Origin of the sequence: Cryobacterium sp. N19 (genome assembly GCF_002929595.1) — a bacterium.
In the GTDB taxonomy this organism is placed as follows: Bacteria; Actinomycetota; Actinomycetes; order Actinomycetales; family Microbacteriaceae; genus Cryobacterium; species Cryobacterium flavum.
The window spans coordinates 1-18722 of sequence record NZ_PJJR01000035.1 but is presented as its reverse complement, the minus strand read 5'-3'; the positions used below and the strand labels follow the sequence as shown (position 1 = coordinate 18722).

The following is an 18722-nucleotide window of genomic DNA, read 5'->3' as shown; positions in this document are numbered from 1 at the left end:
CCTCGCAGCCGTGTTCGCCGGCCGGGACGAACTGCAGGTATCCCACGAGACGATCTATCAAAGCCTCTACGTGCACAGCCGCGGTTACGTCGGAGTCCGCCTGCACCGGCACTTACGACGAGGACGATCAGCTCGAAAATCGCGAGCTGCACATCTCACTGCTCCGGGTCGAATTCGCGACAAGGTGCTGTTGAGTGAACGGCCCGCCGAGGCCAACGACCGAGTGATTCCCGGGCATTGGGAGGGTGATCTCATCGTTGGCTCGGCGTCAGGATCCGCGATCGGNTGTCGCAATTCTCAATCAGCGGTCGAGTCATCACACGGGCGACGGGCGGCCATTCCCAGTAAGCCGTCCAGGCGGCAAGGAGGCCTCAGCCATACCCATCGCCCGAGGGTTGCCGGAACATTGCTCCGCCTCCGACACTCACAACAGCGTAAGGAGGGTGATCTCATCGTTGGCTCGGCGTCAGGATCCGCGATCGGGACCCTCGTTGAACGCACGACCCGATTCGTCGTCTTGGTCCACCTGCCGAACGGCCATAGCGCCACGGCGCTCCACGACGCGCTCATCGGCGCCCTCAATCTCATGCCCGTGATGCTGCGGCGGTCATTAACCTGGGATCAGGGAACCGAACTGGCGCGGCACGTTGAGATCACGAAAGCGACGGGCGTTCCCATCTTCTTCTGCGATCCGCACTCGCCCTGGCAACGCGGCACGAACGAGAACACCAACGGCCTGCTGCGTCAGTACTTCCCCAAAGGCACCGATTTAAACGCGCACAGCGCCCAACGCCTCCTCGAAGTCGCCACCGAACTCAACGAACGGCCCCGCAAAACCCTCAACCGGAGCACCCCAGCCGACCTGCTCAGCAGGCTAACCTCGAAGAAAGAAATAACCCCTGTTGCTTCCACCATTTGAAACCGCCCATGCGTTACGAGACAGAAAAGCAGCGAGACACATTCGCGCGCTGCGTGGAGAGACTCGGATCGCCAGAGATCCGGCACCATAAACTTGTACTGCCCGCGGCGAGCACATCGGGGCAGGCTCCGACGGCGACTCGGTCTCATTCAAACGTCTGCGGTTGTGATGATCGGCACGTCGATGCGGTCTCGGGCAACCACGATTCCATCCTTGATGGCGTAGCACTCCACGATGTGCTCGCCGCGGAAAATCGAACTCTCTTTGCGGATGCCAAGCTGTGTCGAGTCGATGATGTCGCCGCGGACCACGTGGCGACGCTCCGCCTCCGGGCCCTGGTTGAGCACCTTCCACTGCAGCGTGTACGGCTCGGAAACCGTGCAGCTGGCGACCTGGAATTTCAGGTGCTTGCCAGCTTTGAGGGGGACTCCGACCCGCCCCATCGCGCGCAGCCACAGTGGTCGCCAGCCGTTTTGGGTGACCTCGCAGTCGATGGACACACTCTCGGTAATGTCGACCGGGTACCAATCTTCGATGAACTCCTCGGTGCCCGTGTGTAAACCGCTAGCCGAGGCCTTGAGAACGGCCTCGCTTACCGTCAGCGGCACGCTGGTGCCAAAGACCTCGCGCCACTTCTTGACCGACGCGGTCTTGCCCTCATTCTCGATCGCAGAGACACAGCGGTTGTGAGCCTTCTTCGCCTTGGCCTGGAACTTGGCCGTGGCGTGGACGCGCTGCCGGCTGCCGAGCGCCAGGTAATAGTCTTTCTCGGGGTCGTCCATGAGGAACGCGAAGAAGTCCCGGGACATCAGGTCAAACGAGGCGGTGTTCGCGGAATTGTACTTGTCGATTTGGGCGAAGAAGTTGTAGACCAGCGTGTCGATAACCAGGCCGCCGATATTCACGCCGTTCGCGTTCTTCCAGGCCCGGGCCATCCGGGCGAGGTGACGCATATTCGTCGAGGTGCGGTCATTGCACTCCTTCGTCGCGGCGATCTCCGCGCGCGGCTTGGTGGTCTTCCAGCCGTCGGCCTTGGTGTCCGGGTAGTCGAAGCTGCCGTCGGGGTTCTCGAACACCGGCTGAAGCTCAAACTTGAACGCGTTGGATGCGAACTGTACGCGCACTACGCATTGGTCAACTCGGATGTCGGTGTTCTTGTACCGCGCCTTGAGCACGTTGCGCACGCGCTCAAGCATCCGGCGAGGCCCGTTGGCGTCGCTGTAGTCGTCGCGCAGCCCCGACGGCAGGATGAAGATCATGTCGAGGTCGGAGATGGACTTGATCGCCGTGTGCCGTCCGAACGAGCCGATCATCAGCTTGTCGTCGACGCAGGCGTCTTTTCCGCGGAAGTCTTTATTCAGGGCCTTGGTGATTTCGTCCCGGCGGGCTCGGATCGTCGCGACCTTCTCCCCCACCTTGAGGTTCGCCAGCAACCCATCGAAGATCTCTGAGGTATCCATCCTCAGACCTCGCCTTCGTTGAGCCGCAACGCCTCGGGGAGCAGGAGGTCGAGCTCGCGGCAGGAGAACGTCAGCTCCTCGTTGTACTTCAGGCCCTTCTGAGCGCGGCCGTACGCCTTAGGGCTGGTCCGCGGCGCGGAAGAGTAGACCTCGCGGGTGGTCTCCTGCAGCTCGTCGCGGCGAGCCCGGGCATCGGCGTCCGCGATCTCGCCGGACATCAGGTCGGCGATGAGCGAGACGTAGGACTCGCGCACGTCCCACAGTCGCGACGCGATGTCTCGGTGCGCCTCGGCCTCCTCCTGGAACCGGAACGTCTTTGCCCCAAGCGTCACCCAGGTCACCAGTACAGCGACACTGGCGGTGATGAGGCTGGTCGCGGTTGTGCTGGCGAGCTGACTCACCACGGCGACCAGGAACGTGCCGGAGCTGACCGCGGTCAGCGCGATGAGCACGCCCTGCTGCCAGCGGTGCTTGGTGAAGCAAATATCCGCCTGCTTCTCGTGGGTCTTGTGGGTGTACGCCACGCGCCCGAAGGCCTCGCGCCCCTGGGCAAGCAGGTACCGGCCGCGGCCGGCGTCATCGTTGGTCATTTCGCTCCGATCACTCTTGAACAGTCGAAGCACACACCTCCAGCGGATGCCCCCGATCTGAGTATGGCGGTGGCCTCCGACATCATCATCATGGAACGTACAGCACGTCTTTGAGCCAGAAGGACGGTGGCCGTCTTCGATGAAGCGATCCCCCAGCGCGGACTTTTCGGCAATCCGAAACTCGTTGGGAGTCTGTGACTCTGTCCTCAGCAAGCAGGTCACTTCACAAATCCGTGATCGATTCCCACGTGCGGAATTCCCTCGCTCTCACTGCAAAGAGCCGGAAGGCTNGGAGCACCCCAGCCGACCTGCTCAGCAGGCTAACCTCGAAGAAAGAAATAACCCCTGTTGCTTCCACCATTTGAAACCGCCCGAGGGCTGCGAGACACATTGACGAGACAGATCGACCATGCACCATTGTGGAAAGCGCAGCAGAACGCATTCTTTCCTGTGACCGGGATCGGGGCGTCATTGTCCAAGGGCGACGGATGAGTCGGCGTGTCTCGAAACGTGTGTTTTTGCCGGCGTTACCATGCTTGTAGGCAAGGACGGTTGCGAGACATTAAGAGGCGTCAATGGGGAAGCTGAAAGTGTCAAAGCAAGCAACGAACTGTCAATTTGGCGTGTACCTCAACTAGGCGTCAGGCGCCCTTATCAAATATTGTCAGGATAGGGTCCTGTTTTGATTGGCAGACAGCTCTCCTGACGGGGTCTTAGGGTTCAATTTGACAGAACAGGGGCGAAAATCACGTGACGGGTGTGACTTTCATTTCATAGTGGCGAGCGATTGGTAGCCTGCCATGGTGGGATGCAGATACGAGATGGAAACTATCGGCCTGGGTGTCGGCTGTTACAAGAACCGAAGCGTCACCATCGCACTGGTTTCAATCTCTGCGATCTCCGCCAGATGTTTGCTTGCGTCGCTTAGGTGTTGCCGATTGCCGGTTGTACCCGCCTGCTCAATGAGCAGCGCAACGCTGGTCCACCCACGTGCGGATTGACTGAACGCGTCGATGGCCGATGTGATCCGTTCCGCTTCTGGTCGTCCCGCGAGTATTTCCTGACACTCGGTCAGGAAATCTCGGTAGAGGTTGCGGAAGAGGGCACCTCCGGTGCCCGACTGCTCCATAATGTTGGCGATGGCAGGCAGATCACGCACGGGATCTGAGACTCGATCGAAGAGCGAGTGTATTCGTGTAGAAGCCGTGTGGATGCCGCGGTTGCCCAGGTTAGCGATTGGAGGGGTCAGGAACTCTTCTGCGCACGCTTTGATTGCGGAGATGATGGTGGAAATAGAAGGTCCTGCTTCGAGGCGTGACACGGGTGCTTTGACGGTGAATGACCGGTGGCGGGCTGACATAGGGCCGCCAGCAGCGCGCGCCTGGGCCAAGCTGTTCCTGGTGGTTGATACGCGGCCGCCCTGCTGTGCGGTGTCCACCAGATAGGCAGTTTCATCGTCGTAGCCGTACATGGCGACGAAGTGGCCGGCAAAGTGCACCCGGGACCTGAAGTAGTCCAGATCGTAACTGTCCAGCTGCAGGCCGACTGGGACTCCCTCATCCAGCGAGACACGCACATGATCCCACGCCTTCCGCGCCGAGCTGGTCTGTTGTTCTCGGAGTTCGAGGCCCAGTCGCATGGTCAGGTTCTGGGTGAGAGCAAATGGCTTAACCCGGCCGCCAAGGAAGGGGAGGTCCTGCTGCTTGGAGTCCCAGTAGATGAAGGAGAGACCGCTTCCCAACCCGAACAGCATGGGCTCGGAAAGTCTTACTCCGGCGCAGTTCAGCAGCACGCCGAGTGCGGTTGTTTCGCAGTGCACGCCGCCAACGGTTGGAACACTGTCGACGACTACTGCCTTGCTGCGACGGTCAGACGTGGTTTGGTCAGTCATCGGATACAGGGGCTCGCTCTGCGAGCCACGTCCTTTCTGCTTTCAGGAGTGCGAGGGAGTAGGAGAAGACTTCGCGAGCGGGTAGGGGGAGAGGCGCTTGGCCGTGTTCGGCCTCCGCGACGGCCACGATCCTTCCTTCGATCTGGGCCAACCGGTCGAGTATCGCACGGTTATAGGCCTGCTTCGTCACCAGCGTCTTGTTGGCCAGGCCAACGAGGAATGGATGCGGCACCGACTGAGCTGTGGCGATGAAATCGAGCGTTGCGCTTGCCGCGAGGTCACAGCCTTCCTGGGTTGCCTGGAACACTCGCCGCGATCGCGTAGTTGCGCGCGCATTGTCAGCGGAGATCAGGCCGCGCTTTTCGAGCTTGGCCAGGACGTAGTAGATCGAAGAGAACCCGATATCGGCCCATCGACGGATACCGCGCTGCTCGATGACCTGTTCCAGGTTGTAGCCGTGACGCGGCTGCTCGGCGACAAGTCCCAAGACGGTTAGTTCAATGGCGGTCAGGGTCACGACATTATTCTAGTGCTGTAATAACGAGTGTGACAAACGAAAATCGCTGAACCCTCAGGATCGATGGCCGAAAACGACCGTGTACTCTGCGGCCACCTCGCGGGCGTGGACTTTACGTATCGTGCGGATTGCGCCCAGGTTCACCATCAGGAATGATTGCTGCGGTACGGCCAACCTTGCGCCATGAGAAGTCTCATGAAAGTAAAGATTTACGAGACACGAGGCCTGCCCAAATCGAGCCGTGGAAAAAGTGCAGAAATGCGCGGATTCATGCACCCCGGTTTTGTCTCGGAAAGTTGTCTCGCCATGCACGGTGTCTCACTATTCTTAAAGGGACTTTGTAAGGCAGAATGAGTTTATGAGGATGCTGGGTTACACGCGGGTGAGTACGGCGAGTCAGGATGCGCAGTTACAGCTCGATGCTCTGGTTGCCGCTGGGGTACAAAAGCGCGACGTTTTTGCGGATATCACCTCGGGGAGCAAGACGGCCATTGAGCGTCCACGGATGAAGAAGCTCCTCGGTTATGCCGAACCCGGCGACACTATTGTCGTGTGGCGGGTGGACCGGCTCGGCCGGTCCCTCAGCGATGTCCTCAACACGGTGAACCTGCTGCAGGAGCGTGGTGTGCTCGTCCGTTCGATCTCGGATGGAATCGACCCCGCAACGACGAACGGTCGGCTGATGCTGAATATGCTCGCGACACTGGCGGAGTATGAGCGCGAACTCATCGTTGAACGCGTCAATGCGGGCATCGCCGCCGCACGCACTGCCGGCACCCGCTTCGGCCGGCCCGCCGTGGATCCGACCGTGATCGCCGACAAGCTCGGGATCGTCAACGCCGCACGGAAGGGCGGACGCACGGCCGCCGATGCCGCCCACCTCGTCGGATGGAGCCGCGCGACCCTCTACCGCCATCAACACGCCCTCGCCGCCCGCGAGAACCAATGATGTAACCAACCGTGGACGGCGACGAGCGGTGGCGGGTTCTTCGGCTTCACGTCGAGGACCAGGTGCCCCTTGCGGCTCTCGCCCGGGGCACCGGGATCAGCGCGCGGACGTTGCAACGCTGGCACCAGCTCTACCGGGTCGGCGGAAATGTGATGCGTGCCCCGCGCCCGCGCGCCGACACGGGAACGCGACGCACCGCGGCGCTCTCTCGATAACGAAGGATTCCGAGAAGCTAGATAGCAGGCTGGCTGGCCTCCATTAGCGTTGAAGAATGAGTTCTCTCGTTCCCACGGACTACGCCACCACACTCGAGAGCATTAAGCGCCTCGTGCATGAGGCGCGGTATATCGCCCAGCGCCGAGTGAACACTGAATTGCTCCGGCTCTACTGGCAGATCGGAGCGATGATCATCGAGCGACAGAAGACAGCTCCGTGGGGTAGCAAGGTTCTCTCTCAGCTGTCCGTGGATTTGCGTGCTGAGTTCCCTACCGCGAAAGGTTTCTCGCCGGCCAACCTCAAGTACATGCGGAGGTTCGCCGAGGCGTGGCCCGATCAGGACGCAATTGGTCAACGACCCGTTGGCCAATTGCCCTGGGGCCACGTCATCGAACTGATCGAGAAACTCAACGACGCCGAGCTGCGCGACTGGTATAGCGCTAAGGACGTCGCGCAGGGCTGGAGCCGACCCGTACTGGCGCACCAGATCAAGACCTTTCTTCACCTCCGTGAGGGTGCAGCCCCTTCCAACTTTCCGCACGCTCTTGAACGCGCCGACTCGGAGCTCGCTCAGCAGATCACGAAGGATCCGTTTACGCTCGAGTTCCTCGCCATCGACGGGGACGCCGCCGAGCGAGAGCTGGAGGACCGGCTCGTCGAGCGCATCATCGACACGCTCCGCGAGCTCGGCCCGGGGTTTGCGTTTGTCGGCCGCCAGGTCCACTTCGATGTCGACGGCGATGACTTCTTCGTTGATTTGCTGTTCTTTCACGTTGACCAGCTTCGGTACGTGGTTATCGAGTTGAAGACAACGAAATTCGAGCCGCGCGACGCCGGTCAGCTCGGTTTCTATGTAGCCCTCGTCGAGGACCGGCTGCGGGGGCCACAGCACCAGCCCACGGTCGGGATGCTGCTGGTTGCCGACAAGAATGAGTCCGTTGTCCGGTACGCACTCGCTGGCACCACCCAGCCGATCGCCGTTTCTCGTTACGATCTCTCGCCTGACGAGCAAGCTGCGCTCCCCGCCGAGGACGCTCTCACGCGCGCGGTCGCCCTTGAGTTTGACGACCACGCCCCAGAACCGGCGTAACCATCAGTAAACAGGTTGGATGTGGACCCTTCTCGGTCTCCATCACGCAAGCTCAATTGGTGGTCTTTGCAACACGCAGAATAGATGACTGGATAAATGACAACTTTGAGTTCTTACAAAAAAACGATCGTGTTGTCACGTAATCGAACGTATAAATGACAGGGGTCAGCATGCTCGTCGGGTATATGCGGGTGTCGAAGGCCGACAGGTCGCAGGGCACTGATCTCCAACGGGATGCGCTTCTGGTTGCCGGCGTCGAGGCGGACAGTCTCTAAGAGGACCGTGCCACCGGGAAGAAGGATGACCGCCGCACCTGGCGGCCTGTCTGAAGGCTCTCCGTAAGGGGGCCACCCTTCTTGTGTGGAAGCTCGACCGACCCGGTTGTGATCTACGCCACCTCGTCAATACGGTGCATGACTTCACTGATTGCGGTATCGGTCTCAAGGTGCTCACCGGTGAGGGCGCGGCGATCGACACGACGACTGCATCCGGGAAGCTTGTCTTTGGTATCTGCGCTGCCCTGGTTGAGTTCGAGCAGGCACACATTTTTGAGCGCACAGTCGAAGGGCTGGCCACGGCGCGAGCCCGAGGGAGAACGGGTGGATGCCCGTTCAAGTTGACGCCGGCCAAGATCCGCCGAGCCATGGCCGCGAGGGGGCAGCGGGAAACCAACGTGGGCGCCCTTTGTCAGGAGCTCGGGGTCACCCGTCAGACGCTGTAGCGTCATGCCTCCCCTTCAGGTGAGCTGTGACCGGACGGTGCGAAGTTGCTATCGAAGAAGTAGAACTCTGCACGAAAACGTAGATTCTGTTGAGGGGCCAGCTGGTGAATCGGGCGGGGACGTCGACGAGCAGATTCCTTGCGCTTCGGATTGTTCTAGTAGTGTTGCAAACATGTTGTTCGTGGTGGATGCGGCGTTGGCGGTGTCGTTGGCGGAGCAGATCGCGGTGCAGGTGCGTTCGGGAGTCGTCAATGGTGATCTGCAGCCGGGCGACCGGTTGCCTCCGGCTCGGGATCTGGCGAAGTCTTTGCGTGTGAATATGCACACGGTTTTGCGTGCCTATGCGAAGCTGCGGGACGACGAGGTGATTGAGATGCGTCAGGGGCGTGGGGCATTCGTGCGCCACGACGCTGGCGCTGGGCTTATCCGCATGAGCGAACTGGCTGCGCAGTTGCTGCACGAGGCGCGCAAGCTCGGGCTGACACAGGCAGAAATTTTGCGATTGATTCAAAGGGGTGGAACTACGTGAGTGACACGAGTAGGAATTCGGAGATGGCCCGGAGAGTTTTGGCCGGGGTTTCGTTGTGCGTGCCGGTGTTGGTGGTGATCATCTCGTGGTGGGTGTGGCGAGATCGTCTTCCGGCCGAGCTCGCGTCGCATTGGTCGGGTTCGGGGCCGGCGGATGATGCGATGGCTGCTGGGGCGCTGCTCGCCCTGAATCTTGTTCTGACGGGTGTGCCGGCTGTTGCCGGCGTCGCGATTGGTTTGTGGCCCGGAATCAGCGCGCGGGCTAGGCGAGGTGTTTTTTTCTTTCTGGGTGTGTTTGGAGGGATGGGCGCTACCACGTGGTTGCTCTCTGCAGGTCTGACGATTCAGGTAGGCGACCCGTTTGAGGTTGTCCTCGGGCCCTGGCTCATCATGTATCTTGTCGCGGCCGGATATGGGCTTATTCCATTTGCTATCTCGCCCCGGCCCCGTTTCGAGTCGACGGATGTTGAGAGGCGATTTGAGTTCGCGCCCAGTGCGACGGGTGCGTGGTCCCAAACGATCACGGGGACCATGTTTGCTTGGGTGACGGTTGCACTGATCGGTTTAGGCTCTGTGCTCTATGGGCCTGCGGTCATCGATGGGCGGGCCGTCGACCAACTCTTTGGCATAGTCGTGATGGCTATCGCGATTCTTGTGGTTGCGTCGTTCATTCGTCTGCGCGTGAGTGCTGATTGGCGCGGCCTGCGGGTGGTCTCGTCCGTCTTTCGAATTCCGTTGAAACGCATTCGTCTTGCGGCGATCGACGTGGTCGAGGCGGCGGAACTTCGACCCACTGAGTGGGGCGGGTGGGGGTATCGAATCATGCCCGGACGATCCGCACTCATCCTCCGGAAGGGACCAGGGCTGATTGTGACGACAACGAACAAGAAGCAGTTCGCGATCAGTCTTGACGATCCCGAAACACCGGCAGCGCTATTGGCCACTCTCCGAGATAACAACCCCGCAGCACTGCGTGCTGAGACGAAAGGTCAGTCATGAGCAAAAATGCACGATCGATGCTCATTTTTTTGGTGATTGCGTTCGGATTGTCGTGGCTCCTAGCCTTGCCCCTCTGGTTGGGCGACGGACTTGTTGAACCAATGTTCGGGGTAATCGCAGTGGCGATGATGTTTACCCCGGCGATCGCAGCGATCGTTGTGGTGTTCGTTGTTGAACGGCCGCAACACAAGGCCCGGATGCCTGGATTGTGGCCGTTGAAACCGGCCGGTCGCTTCATCGGCTACCTCGCGCTCGGACTCATCGTCCCCGTCGCACTCATTCTCGTTGCCCTGCCTCTTGGGGCATTGCTGGGTGTGTATCCCGCAGACTTCGTCACCTTCTCAGCATTCCAACAGATGCTCGATACCCAATTGGCGGCGGCGGGAGTAACCGAACTCCCCATTCCGATTGGAGTCCTGGTCGGGCTTCAACTCATCACTGTGTTTGTTGGGGCGTTCATCAACTTAATCCCGGCGCTCGGCGAAGAGCTCGGCTGGCGCGGCTGGGTGCTGCCCAAGCTCATGCCACTTGGCACAGTACCTGCGCTTGTGCTCTCGGGCGTGATCTGGGGATTATGGCACTCCCCACTCATTCTCCTTGGCTACAACTATCCAGCAGCCCCACCTTGGCTGGGGCTGACCATGATGATAGGCATGTGCATCATCGTCGGCGCTGTCTTTGGTTGGCTTCGACTGCGCTCCGAATCGGTCTGGCCAGCAGCCCTGGCCCATGGCGCCTTCAACGCCGCCGCCGGATTCTCGCTCATCTTCGCCGCCGCCGGTGAATCAATCGACACGACCCAAGCAACCATTCTCGGCTGGTCCGGATGGATCGTGCCCCTGCTTCTTGTCACAGTCCTCATCGCCACAAAACAGTTCACACCAGCAGCGAAGAAGGTGACAGGGGCGGTGCCTGACTCGGTCGAGACGACCACGTCCTGACCCACCACGACAGAAATCCTCACACGGTCACCCGCCCCGTTTCTCGCCCAAGGGAAGACTAGCGAGTCATGGCTACCCAGGCCAGAAAGCTTGCGATGGCAGCCATGACAACCAAGAATGACCAAGCCCAGATAGACGAAGCGCTGGAGTGGTTCATTCGGAAGGCCCAGTCACGGAACGCTCGTCGCGCCTTACGCCTGCGCTTACGCCTGCACCTGCGCCCGCGATAACTCATCATGCCCCGACCCTAGATCAGCTAGGTGTGACCACCGGTTGCGGCGCCACAAGGTAACACGGAGTGGCCGCAACCATCACGCCGCTGTAACCCGTCGCTCCCGCCCTGACCGCCACCCTCGCCCTGGCCTTGCCCCGGGACTGTCTCTTAAACGGTGTTTCCGGCCTGACGCGCTGGACGTGGGTCTGGCGGGAAAGGTGCCGTGATGACGACACTTGATGCTGTGACGAAGAAAACGAAATCTGAGCCCACCCGTAGGGCCTGGCCGGCGTTTGGGATTGGCGAGAGCCCACTGCATTAGCGGTGGGCCCTCCCGCGTTACGATAACCGACGTCACTGATAACGCCATCCAAAAGCGATTCGCACGAGTTGCTGCCGGGGACTGAGCCCGGGGTTAGCGGGGCCGATTGCAGACCAGCGGTGGGCTCAGCGTGCACGGTCCTGGCTGGTTGGAGTTTCCGACGAGTTCGGTGATAGTGACGAAAAAGCCCGACTACGCTGCGCCTGGGGGAGGTGAGGAATCTGTCGGGACTGATTCGATTGGAGTGGGGGACGCCATTTCAAACAGTACGGGTATGGGCTGGATGCCGGCTGGGCAAGCCCTGTGTCTGGTAAGTAATCAGGCGCATCCCGTGGGATACAAGACGTTGGGTCTCTTTCTCATCTTTTCCTGATCCGATAGGCATTCGCGGTTTACCGCGCCGTCACTTCCTCAACTCGACCGGTGGATCGACGCTTCCATGGTTTTTGTCACGCTGTTCGCGCGTAGGCACACGTGTGCTGCGTCAGGAAGCTCAGCCGTATGGATAAGGACAACGGTGCAGGATGTGCGTCACTGGCTTGACGGTTTGGTTGACCGGGGTGCGCAAGCCAGACGCCGTCTAAGCTCCTGATCCGGTGAGCGGAACTTCCTCGAACGGGGACTTCATGAATCGGGGAATGCTCGCCGCCGCCGTCGCAGCTGTGGTTGTGATCTTGACTGGTTGTTCCTCGGATGGGCCTCGGCCGAATATTCCGGCTCCAGCGGTTACCCCAACGGACACAGAAGAGAACGAGGCGAGCCTCGAGGCTCGCGCCACGTCGGATCATTTGGTTGTCTCTGCGAGTAGTATCCAGGTCGTCTTAGACGATGGAACGATTGGCGATGAGTTCGATTATTTCGAACCCATCGAACCTGTGGCTGCTGCGCTCACGGATGTATTCGGGGGAGAACCCGTCATAACCACCTATGAAGGTATCCCGTCGGTTGATTACGATTGGAGCGGAGTATCGATCGGCACGGACGGGCCTGCGCACCGTCCCAACAACCCGGAAATCATCTTGCACGTCACGGCGGCAGAGGTCCACGGAATAGGAATCGAGACCGTTGACGGCATCCAGGTCGGTGATTCAGTAGCTGTTCTCGAAGTTGCTAATCCCTCACATCGTTGGCAGTGTGATGGCGTAGAGGAATTGGTGATCACGGTGAATCCGATTCCTGTTACCGCTGACGACAACGAACGAACATTCTCCGTGGAGCTCAGGTCGTATCCTTCTGACGGCCCCGTGACTCAATTTGCTACCCCAATTAGAAACTTTCAACAGTGAACTAAAAATGTTCCTTCGGTTGGATTATTGGTGCCGCCGGTGCGCTCGGCTTGAGCGTTGTCGCTGTGATGGGGGAGGATGGGGACACAAGCACATGGGGGAAATTTGCGTTTCATGAGTATGTCCAGGGTTAGCATCGCTGCTGTTTGGCGGGGTGGAGTTCACTGTTTGCTAGGGCTGAGGCTGAGAGTAAGCCCCCGACAACAAGAACAGACGCCCGTGTTGGCGGTGTTGTTGTGATGGAGACTGTCCCGGCAACGCCCTCGATTTCTGTCGGAGAGCCACTTGTTCATATTGAGCATTTTCGGATGGATTTTGCCGGCATCACGGTCGTCGAGGATCTCTCTTTTGATGTGAGGCGGGGGGAGACGTTTGGTTTCCTCGGTTCTAACGGTTCGGGTAAGACCACCACGCTTCGGGCGTTGCTGGGGATTTATCTGCCGACCGCGGGGGTCCTCCACATTGATGGGCGTCCGTTCACGCCGGAGGCCGGGAGCCGTCTGGGCTATCTCCCGGAGGAACGCGGACTGTATAAGAAGGAATCCGTCCTGACCGTGATGACGTACTTCGGTCAGCTCAAAGGCTTGAGTAAGAAGGCCGCGGTGTCCTGGTCGATGAACTATCTTGCACGGGTGGGTTTGGGGGATAAGGCGAAGGCCCGCGTCGACAAGCTCTCTGGCGGGCAGCAGCAGAAGGTCCAGCTCGGTGTCACGATCATGAACGACCCGGAGCTGCTCATCTTGGATGAGCCGACGAAGGGGTTCGACCCGGTGAACCGGCGCCTGCTGATGGACATCATTGAGGAACAGAAACGGGCGGGCGCCACGGTGTTGATGGTGACGCATCAGATGGAAGAAGTGGAGCGGTTGTGCGACAGGGTGATCCTGCTCAAGGGCGGCCGTGCGGAGGCGTATGGGACGATTCCCGAGGTGCAGAATCAGTACGGCGGGACCATGATCCGTATCGGTTACTCCGGTGACATACCAGATTCACCGCATTACGACATCAGTGTCCGCGACCGCAACTATGCCGAACTGACCCTCACCGACACCGGCACGGGCAGCGTCGATGAGGCCCTGATTTTGCGTGACCTCGTCGATGCGGGAGTTTTGGTGCGCAGCTTCACGACGAGCAAACTCTCACTCGAGGAGATCTTCGTGAGTGTGTATGGCGAGCAGAACGAAATGATCGGTGCCTGAAATGGGACGAAACAACCTCCGCACCGTCATCAGCTTCGAAGTCAGCCGCACCCTGGGCAAGAGAAAGTTCTGGCTCATCACCTTGCTGGTGCCGATCGCGATCGGCATCGTGATTGCCTTGGTGAGCCTGGGGAACTCGACAGCCGCGAGCACTATCGACGCCCGATCCGATGCGACACTCAGCTTTACCTACAGTGACGCGTCCGGGTACGTCGACCGCGCCGTGGCCGCGGCGCTAGGTGGCACGATCGTCACCGATGATGCGGCGGCGATCGCTGCGGTCAAGTCCGGGGAGGAGGACGCCCATTTCGTGTATCCGGCAGACCCGGCCAAGACGCCCACTCAGGTGTATGGGGCTGATAAGGGCCTGTTCGGCAATGGCGAGTACGACGGTGTCGCGACCCAGGTCCTCAGTATCAGCGCTCAGGACCAGATCGGGGACCCCGCACTAACAGCACTGGCCCAGGGCAACGTCTCCGTGACCACGACCACCTTCACCGACGGGGAAGAAACAGCCGGATTCATGGGCATGATCCCGCCGCTGATCTTCGTAGCCATCTTCTTCCTCGTCTTCATGCTGCTCTCTAACCAAATGCTCACCAGCACGTTGGAAGAGAAAGAAAACCGGGTCACGGAGATGATCCTCACCACGTTGAATCCCACCGCACTAATCAGCGGCAAAATCATCTCCCTCTTCATCGTCGGGTTCGTCCAAGTGCTCGTGTTCCTGGTACCGGTGCTGGTGGCTTACGTATTCTTCCGCACGTCACTGAACCTGCCGGAGATTGACCTGTCCGGCTTCACTTTCGAGCCCGTGCAAATGATCATCGGAGCATTGCTCGCTCTGGGTGGGTTCGCTTTGTTCACGGGCACGTTGGTCGCAATCGGCGCCGTCATGCCCACAGCGAAAGACGCGGGCAGCTGGTTCTCCGCCTTGATCGTCCTGATGATCGTCCCGCTTTACGCCCTCTCGCTGGTCATGGCAGACCCAAACAGCCCCGTCGTGCAGATGTTCACGTATTTCCCGTATTCGGCGCCGATCACCGCGATGCTTCGTAATGCGTTTGGTTCTCTTGCCGGCTGGGAAGCCGCCATCGTTATCACGGAACTGTTCCTCCTGAGCGCTCTCGTGCTGCAGCTCGCCGTGCGACTGTTCCGGTACGGGTCCATCGAATACACGAACAAAGTATCCTTCAAGACTGCATTCTCACGGCCGAAAGCGGTCGGAGTGGGACGCCGGTGACAACTGTCGCTCTGACAGTGCGGGGCGACCAAAAGAAAAACGACGAAGCGGCGCCTCAATCGCGGTGGGAACCGCCAAGCCAACGCAGCCCTATATCGAATCGTGCTAACGCGACTTCGATGGAATGAAACCACCCAAAATTACCTACAGCACCGTTACCGAGACACACCCTCGAGCTCCAGTTGTGGTTCCCCGGGCTGTTGTGGACGTCTGGGTTGACTCTCCCGTTAGGGGAGGCGGGATGATGGACTCATGCTAGGAATTGGTGAGTTCGCGGGATTGACAGGGTTGAGCGTGAAGGCGCTTCGCCATTACGACGAGAAGGGCGTGTTGGTCCCGGCAAATATAGACGATCGGTCGGCGTATCGCCGTTACGCGGAAGCACAGGTGCGTGCAGGTGTCGTGATCCGTGCGCTTCGGGATGCCGGAGTGTCTTTGCCTGCTGTCTCTGTGGCAATCGCTTCGGGTGAAGCCGAACGTGCTCTTGTAGACCATCGTCGTCGCATCCTTGAGCAGCGCGAGCGTGAGGACCAGGCCTATTCCGCGGCGGAGGGTGTACTACATGCTCTCGCGGTGCCCGTAAACGTCAGTGAGCGGGTAATGCCGGCCCAACCATTTGTCGGACAAGCCATCACGGTCCCTGCCGATGACGCCGAGGCGCTGTCAAACGAAGACGCTAACCAGGTGTTCAGCGCATTGTTTGCGCAGCTTCAAGCATCAGGTCTTGGGCCATCGGGCCAGTTTTGGACGGCGTTGCGTGCTGGCGAGCGGGGAACCGTCGAGGTCGTGTGCTGCTGGCCGACGTTCTCCGCTGCACCCGAGAGCGCGTGCGGTCCCGAGAGTTTCTCCGGAGTGCTGCCGTCCCGCACCGAGTTGGTGGTGACATGGCGACCGGTCGAGGGCGAGGAGTTGCCGGAAGGCTCGCTCCACCCCGCAATCGTCGGGCTCTTCGATTCGATTGCTGATCGCGATCTAAGTCTTGGCGATGCGGATGTAGAGGTAAGGCAAACAGTCCTGGGGCAGAGCGAGGACGACTACGCCGTCGAGGTGTCGGTAACGGTCTCCCGATGAGCAAAACGACGAGGTTCGCAAGCCTCATCGGTGGAATCGGTCTGGTCGTGGTGTTCTACGCTTGGCTTGCGCTCCGCGACAGCCTCATCACGGCGGTCTCAACTGGAATCGCGATCCCTATATTTCTTCACGGCATCGCATGGCTGATGCTCATGGGAGGCGTGTCACTCATCGCAGTAGCGTCCACCGTGAGGAGGCTGCAATGACTCACCCGAACGCGCCGCTCACGTCGGAAGGCCACGGCCGACTTGCAACGCTGTTCGTTGAACGAGGGCCGACAGGTCGGCGCGCCGCTGATCAATTTCAGTGCTCGCCTGATGATCGAAATCCTCCGAAACCACGGTTTCGATCGAATCAAGGGCAGCACGCTCTATCTGCTCCTGCGGCGATTCGAGGAGCAAGGTCTCGTGAATCACGTGTGGGAGCACGAGTCGGCGGGACCTGGTCGGAAGGTCTTTGCGCTGACGGCACGGGGTGTTGAAGAAATCGATCGCTCGATCGCGACATGGAACAGCATGAACGACACCCTTGCCACTTTGCGACGAAACGATGGGACACACGATGACGTATGAAAAGGACTTGGCCTTCAACCTGCGCATCCGCGGGATGTCGGAATTTCAGATCGTCGAGGTGATCAGCGGAGTTCGCGCGCACGCGGCGAACGGCGTGTCTGCTGAATCTGAGTTCGGATCACCCGAAGAGTACACTTCGAGTTTTCCTAAAGGAAACGGCGCACACGTGGGGCTCGCGTGATCGCTACGGCGGTCATTGTCGCGATCGCTTACGGCGTCGCCATTCTGGTGCTCGCAGTGGTTTTCCACGTCGACATCAGAGCAATCATTGGCCCGGTGACGCTCTGGCCCGCATTGCTCATTGTCGTGCTCGGTACTCTCCTTGGATTCCTGATCGACTACCTCCGGCCACCGCCGCGCTCGGATCGTGCATAGCAGACATCGCCAGTGCGAGGAGCTGTGATTCTCCGCAGCTACCTTCACAACCGGTCCACGCAGGATCCGACCTATGCATCGTCCCGCAAGGGGAACGCCTTGCGGGACGAATGCTTGTTGCGTGCCTCCTCAGGTGGCGAGGCAGGCTTCAGGTCCGTGACTAGCGAGCGAAAGAGCTGACGTCCTTCATATGCCGGGAACTACTGGTCGCTACTGAGCCATCTGCGTGCCAGTTCACTGTGAGGTCGAGAAGTTCCAACGGACTGTTTTCCTCGAACCTGAAGGTGTCGAGGACAACTGCCTGCAGTTGCAGGCCGTCCTGAACGATGTCGTTCGCCTTGGCACAGGTGCTGCTCGCGGTGAGGTCGACCTCCTGCAGGACGAGGCAGTATTGGTCGGTGCCGCGCTTGGCCAGGAAGACGCCATAGGTCTCGCGTGGCGGGATGCCCAGCGTGCGCACTACCTCATAGGCCGGCCCGAGGTCGGCCAAGTCGGCGTCGCCCGGGTCCGCCGGATCGTCGAAGATGTCGGTGATGGCTCGGATCTCGGCGTCGGTGGGGTCGGGCGAGGTCGTCGTCGGCGCGGGTGTCTGGCGGGACATCGACGCGTCGTTGGCGGTGGTCGGTGCGACGGCCTGCTGCAGCGCGTGGATGCTGAGGGTTCCCAGCACCCCGGCGACGACGCCGACAGAGATGAGCAGCGCCCGCCATGGCACGCGGAGCCGGTGGTGCGTGCCCAGAGGGGTGTCGCTTGGCTGCGGGGCGACCGGAAGAACCGAGGCGTCTGTCATCTCCGTTGGTGTGGTCCGTGCCAGCAGCGTGTGGACCGCCTGCGCGCGCAGGCGAAGATCGTGTTCGAGCTGGCGCAGCCGGTGCTCACTCGCGGTGGCGCGCAGGGTCGATCTGTCCTCGGTGCGCTCGACCTGCGGCTCGGCCGCGGCTGAGCGCGAGAAGACGGCGGCCTGCAGCGGTGCGAGCTGCCCAGCCGGGTCGGGAACGCCGGTGGGTGTGAGCTGCAGCGGGTGCGCAGCCCACCAGAGAGCGTCCAGGACATCGCCGTCCGTGCCGGTCTGCGCCGCAAAGTCCTGCTGGAGGGCGGCATGGAGGGCTGTGTCTTGCTCGGCTGTTGTCCGCAATTGTGCCGGATCGTGCATTTGACCCTGCTCGTCGCCCTCACCCTATCGTGCGGCCGCATTGGCCTTGTCGGACGTCGCCTCCTGTGGCCGCGTGCACGACTTCGAAGACTTTCGGTCCATGGCAGCGTCCGAAGGAGGCTCTCCCGCTAGCAGAATTTCCGCAGTTGCGCACGGGATCTGTGCCGCGCGGGCGTCAGGAGATGTTTGAGGCACGGGCGACCACGTCAGGGCACGTCAACCGGGTCCGCCAAGGTCATGCTGCCCGCGCCGCGGAAGTCCGGCGACGACCGCGAGACGGTCGCCGTCGCGCAGCAGCTGGCTCTCTTCGCACCAGGAGCTCGGGAGAGTCGGCTAGCTTAGGGGATTGAGACACGAACCGTGACCGATAGGGCACCCTCACCGGCAGGCAGTTGCTGGCTTGGTTGGCGAAGAGCCAATGGGTGACGGTGTTTGTGCAGTGCTAAATGGCACCGTCGGTGCGGGA

The 18722-nt window shown here is 60.5% G+C and carries 19 protein-coding genes and 3 pseudogenes; 17 read left to right on the top strand and 5 right to left on the bottom strand.

The annotated features are described in order from the left end of the window. Positions 1-328: pseudogene (locus CXY78_RS21975) on the top strand (hypothetical protein); the annotation flags it as partial. Positions 329-472: 144 nt separating this feature from the next. Continuing rightward, positions 473-919 (top strand): annotated as a pseudogene (locus tag CXY78_RS21970) (IS30 family transposase); the annotation flags it as partial. 149 nt (positions 920-1068) lie between these two features. Here the strand turns inward: CXY78_RS21970 and CXY78_RS00995 are convergent. The 4 genes from CXY78_RS00995 to CXY78_RS00980 all read right to left on the bottom strand — a co-directional run bounded on the left by CXY78_RS00995 (position 1069) and on the right by CXY78_RS00980 (position 5377). Continuing rightward, positions 1069-2379 (bottom strand): nucleotidyltransferase, encoded by a 1311-nt coding sequence (locus tag CXY78_RS00995; RefSeq protein WP_104087626.1) that lies wholly within the window; start codon positions 2377-2379, stop codon positions 1069-1071. Between the two features lie 2 nt (positions 2380-2381). Next, complete coding sequence (locus CXY78_RS00990) at positions 2382-2969, bottom strand: SLATT domain-containing protein (RefSeq protein ID WP_104087629.1); 588 nt, start codon at positions 2967-2969, stop codon at positions 2382-2384. Between the two features lie 850 nt (positions 2970-3819). Then, complete coding sequence (locus CXY78_RS00985; RefSeq protein ID WP_104087624.1) at positions 3820-4860, bottom strand: BtrH N-terminal domain-containing protein; 1041 nt, start codon at positions 4858-4860, stop codon at positions 3820-3822. Next, positions 4853-5377 carry a PadR family transcriptional regulator gene (locus tag CXY78_RS00980; protein WP_104087623.1) on the bottom strand — a complete coding sequence of 175 codons (525 nt, stop codon included), beginning with the start codon at positions 5375-5377 and terminating at the stop codon, positions 4853-4855. Before CXY78_RS00980 ends, CXY78_RS00985 begins: the two co-directional genes overlap by 8 nt. 358 nt (positions 5378-5735) lie before the next feature. On the opposite strand from CXY78_RS00980, the gene CXY78_RS00975 reads away from it, so the two are divergent. From CXY78_RS00975 to CXY78_RS00900, 15 genes and pseudogenes are all read left to right on the top strand, one after another. Next, complete coding sequence (locus CXY78_RS00975) at positions 5736-6326, top strand: recombinase family protein (protein WP_104087621.1); 591 nt, start codon at positions 5736-5738, stop codon at positions 6324-6326. An 11-nt stretch (positions 6327-6337) separates the two neighbouring features. Beyond that, positions 6338-6541, top strand: coding sequence for a helix-turn-helix domain-containing protein (locus CXY78_RS21810; protein WP_255410374.1), 204 nt, complete (start codon positions 6338-6340; stop codon positions 6539-6541). A 56-nt stretch (positions 6542-6597) separates the two neighbouring features. Beyond that, positions 6598-7632, top strand: coding sequence for a YhcG family protein (locus tag CXY78_RS00965; protein WP_104087620.1), 1035 nt, complete (start codon positions 6598-6600; stop codon positions 7630-7632). Positions 7633-7802: 170 nt separating this feature from the next. Continuing rightward, a pseudogene (locus tag CXY78_RS00960) lies at positions 7803-8353 on the top strand (recombinase family protein). A gap of 172 nt (positions 8354-8525) precedes the next feature. Then, entirely contained in the window at positions 8526-8882 is a 357-nt protein-coding gene (locus CXY78_RS00955; protein ID WP_104087618.1) for a GntR family transcriptional regulator, read from the top strand. A 23-nt stretch (positions 8883-8905) separates the two neighbouring features. Further along, the gene (locus CXY78_RS00950; RefSeq protein WP_140425610.1) at positions 8906-9880 is read left to right on the top strand and encodes a hypothetical protein; all 975 of its coding nucleotides are present in this window, start codon (positions 8906-8908) and stop codon (positions 9878-9880) included. After that, a complete protein-coding gene (locus CXY78_RS00945) occupies positions 9877-10821 on the top strand; it encodes a CPBP family intramembrane glutamic endopeptidase (protein ID WP_104087615.1) in 945 nt (314 codons plus the stop codon). The genes CXY78_RS00950 and CXY78_RS00945 overlap by 4 nt, the downstream gene beginning before the upstream one ends. 1174 nt (positions 10822-11995) lie before the next feature. After that, positions 11996-12643 carry a hypothetical protein gene (locus CXY78_RS00940; protein ID WP_104087614.1) on the top strand — a complete coding sequence of 216 codons (648 nt, stop codon included), beginning with the start codon at positions 11996-11998 and terminating at the stop codon, positions 12641-12643. Between the two features lie 308 nt (positions 12644-12951). After that, on the top strand, positions 12952-13842 hold the full coding sequence (locus tag CXY78_RS00935; protein WP_104087612.1) for an ABC transporter ATP-binding protein: 891 nt from the start codon (positions 12952-12954) through the stop codon (positions 13840-13842). 1 nt (position 13843) lies between these two features. Next, positions 13844-15085, top strand: a complete 1242-nt coding sequence (locus CXY78_RS00930) for an ABC transporter permease (protein WP_104087611.1) — start codon at positions 13844-13846, stop codon at positions 15083-15085. A gap of 252 nt (positions 15086-15337) precedes the next feature. Beyond that, entirely contained in the window at positions 15338-16156 is an 819-nt protein-coding gene (locus tag CXY78_RS00920) for a MerR family transcriptional regulator (RefSeq protein WP_104087609.1), read from the top strand. Next, positions 16153-16362 carry a hypothetical protein gene (locus CXY78_RS00915; protein ID WP_104087608.1) on the top strand — a complete coding sequence of 70 codons (210 nt, stop codon included), beginning with the start codon at positions 16153-16155 and terminating at the stop codon, positions 16360-16362. Before CXY78_RS00920 ends, CXY78_RS00915 begins: the two co-directional genes overlap by 4 nt. 57 nt (positions 16363-16419) lie before the next feature. Beyond that, positions 16420-16728 (top strand): helix-turn-helix transcriptional regulator, encoded by a 309-nt coding sequence (locus tag CXY78_RS00910; protein ID WP_104087606.1) that lies wholly within the window; start codon positions 16420-16422, stop codon positions 16726-16728. A gap of 7 nt (positions 16729-16735) precedes the next feature. Beyond that, positions 16736-16909, top strand: a complete 174-nt coding sequence (locus CXY78_RS20900) for a hypothetical protein (protein ID WP_158253234.1) — start codon at positions 16736-16738, stop codon at positions 16907-16909. Beyond that, positions 16906-17103, top strand: coding sequence for a hypothetical protein (locus tag CXY78_RS00900; RefSeq protein WP_104087603.1), 198 nt, complete (start codon positions 16906-16908; stop codon positions 17101-17103). Before CXY78_RS20900 ends, CXY78_RS00900 begins: the two co-directional genes overlap by 4 nt. A gap of 160 nt (positions 17104-17263) precedes the next feature. On the opposite strand, the gene CXY78_RS00895 is transcribed toward CXY78_RS00900, so the two are convergent. Continuing rightward, on the bottom strand, positions 17264-18256 hold the full coding sequence (locus tag CXY78_RS00895) for a hypothetical protein (RefSeq protein ID WP_104087602.1): 993 nt from the start codon (positions 18254-18256) through the stop codon (positions 17264-17266). Positions 18257-18722 lie beyond the last annotated feature (466 nt).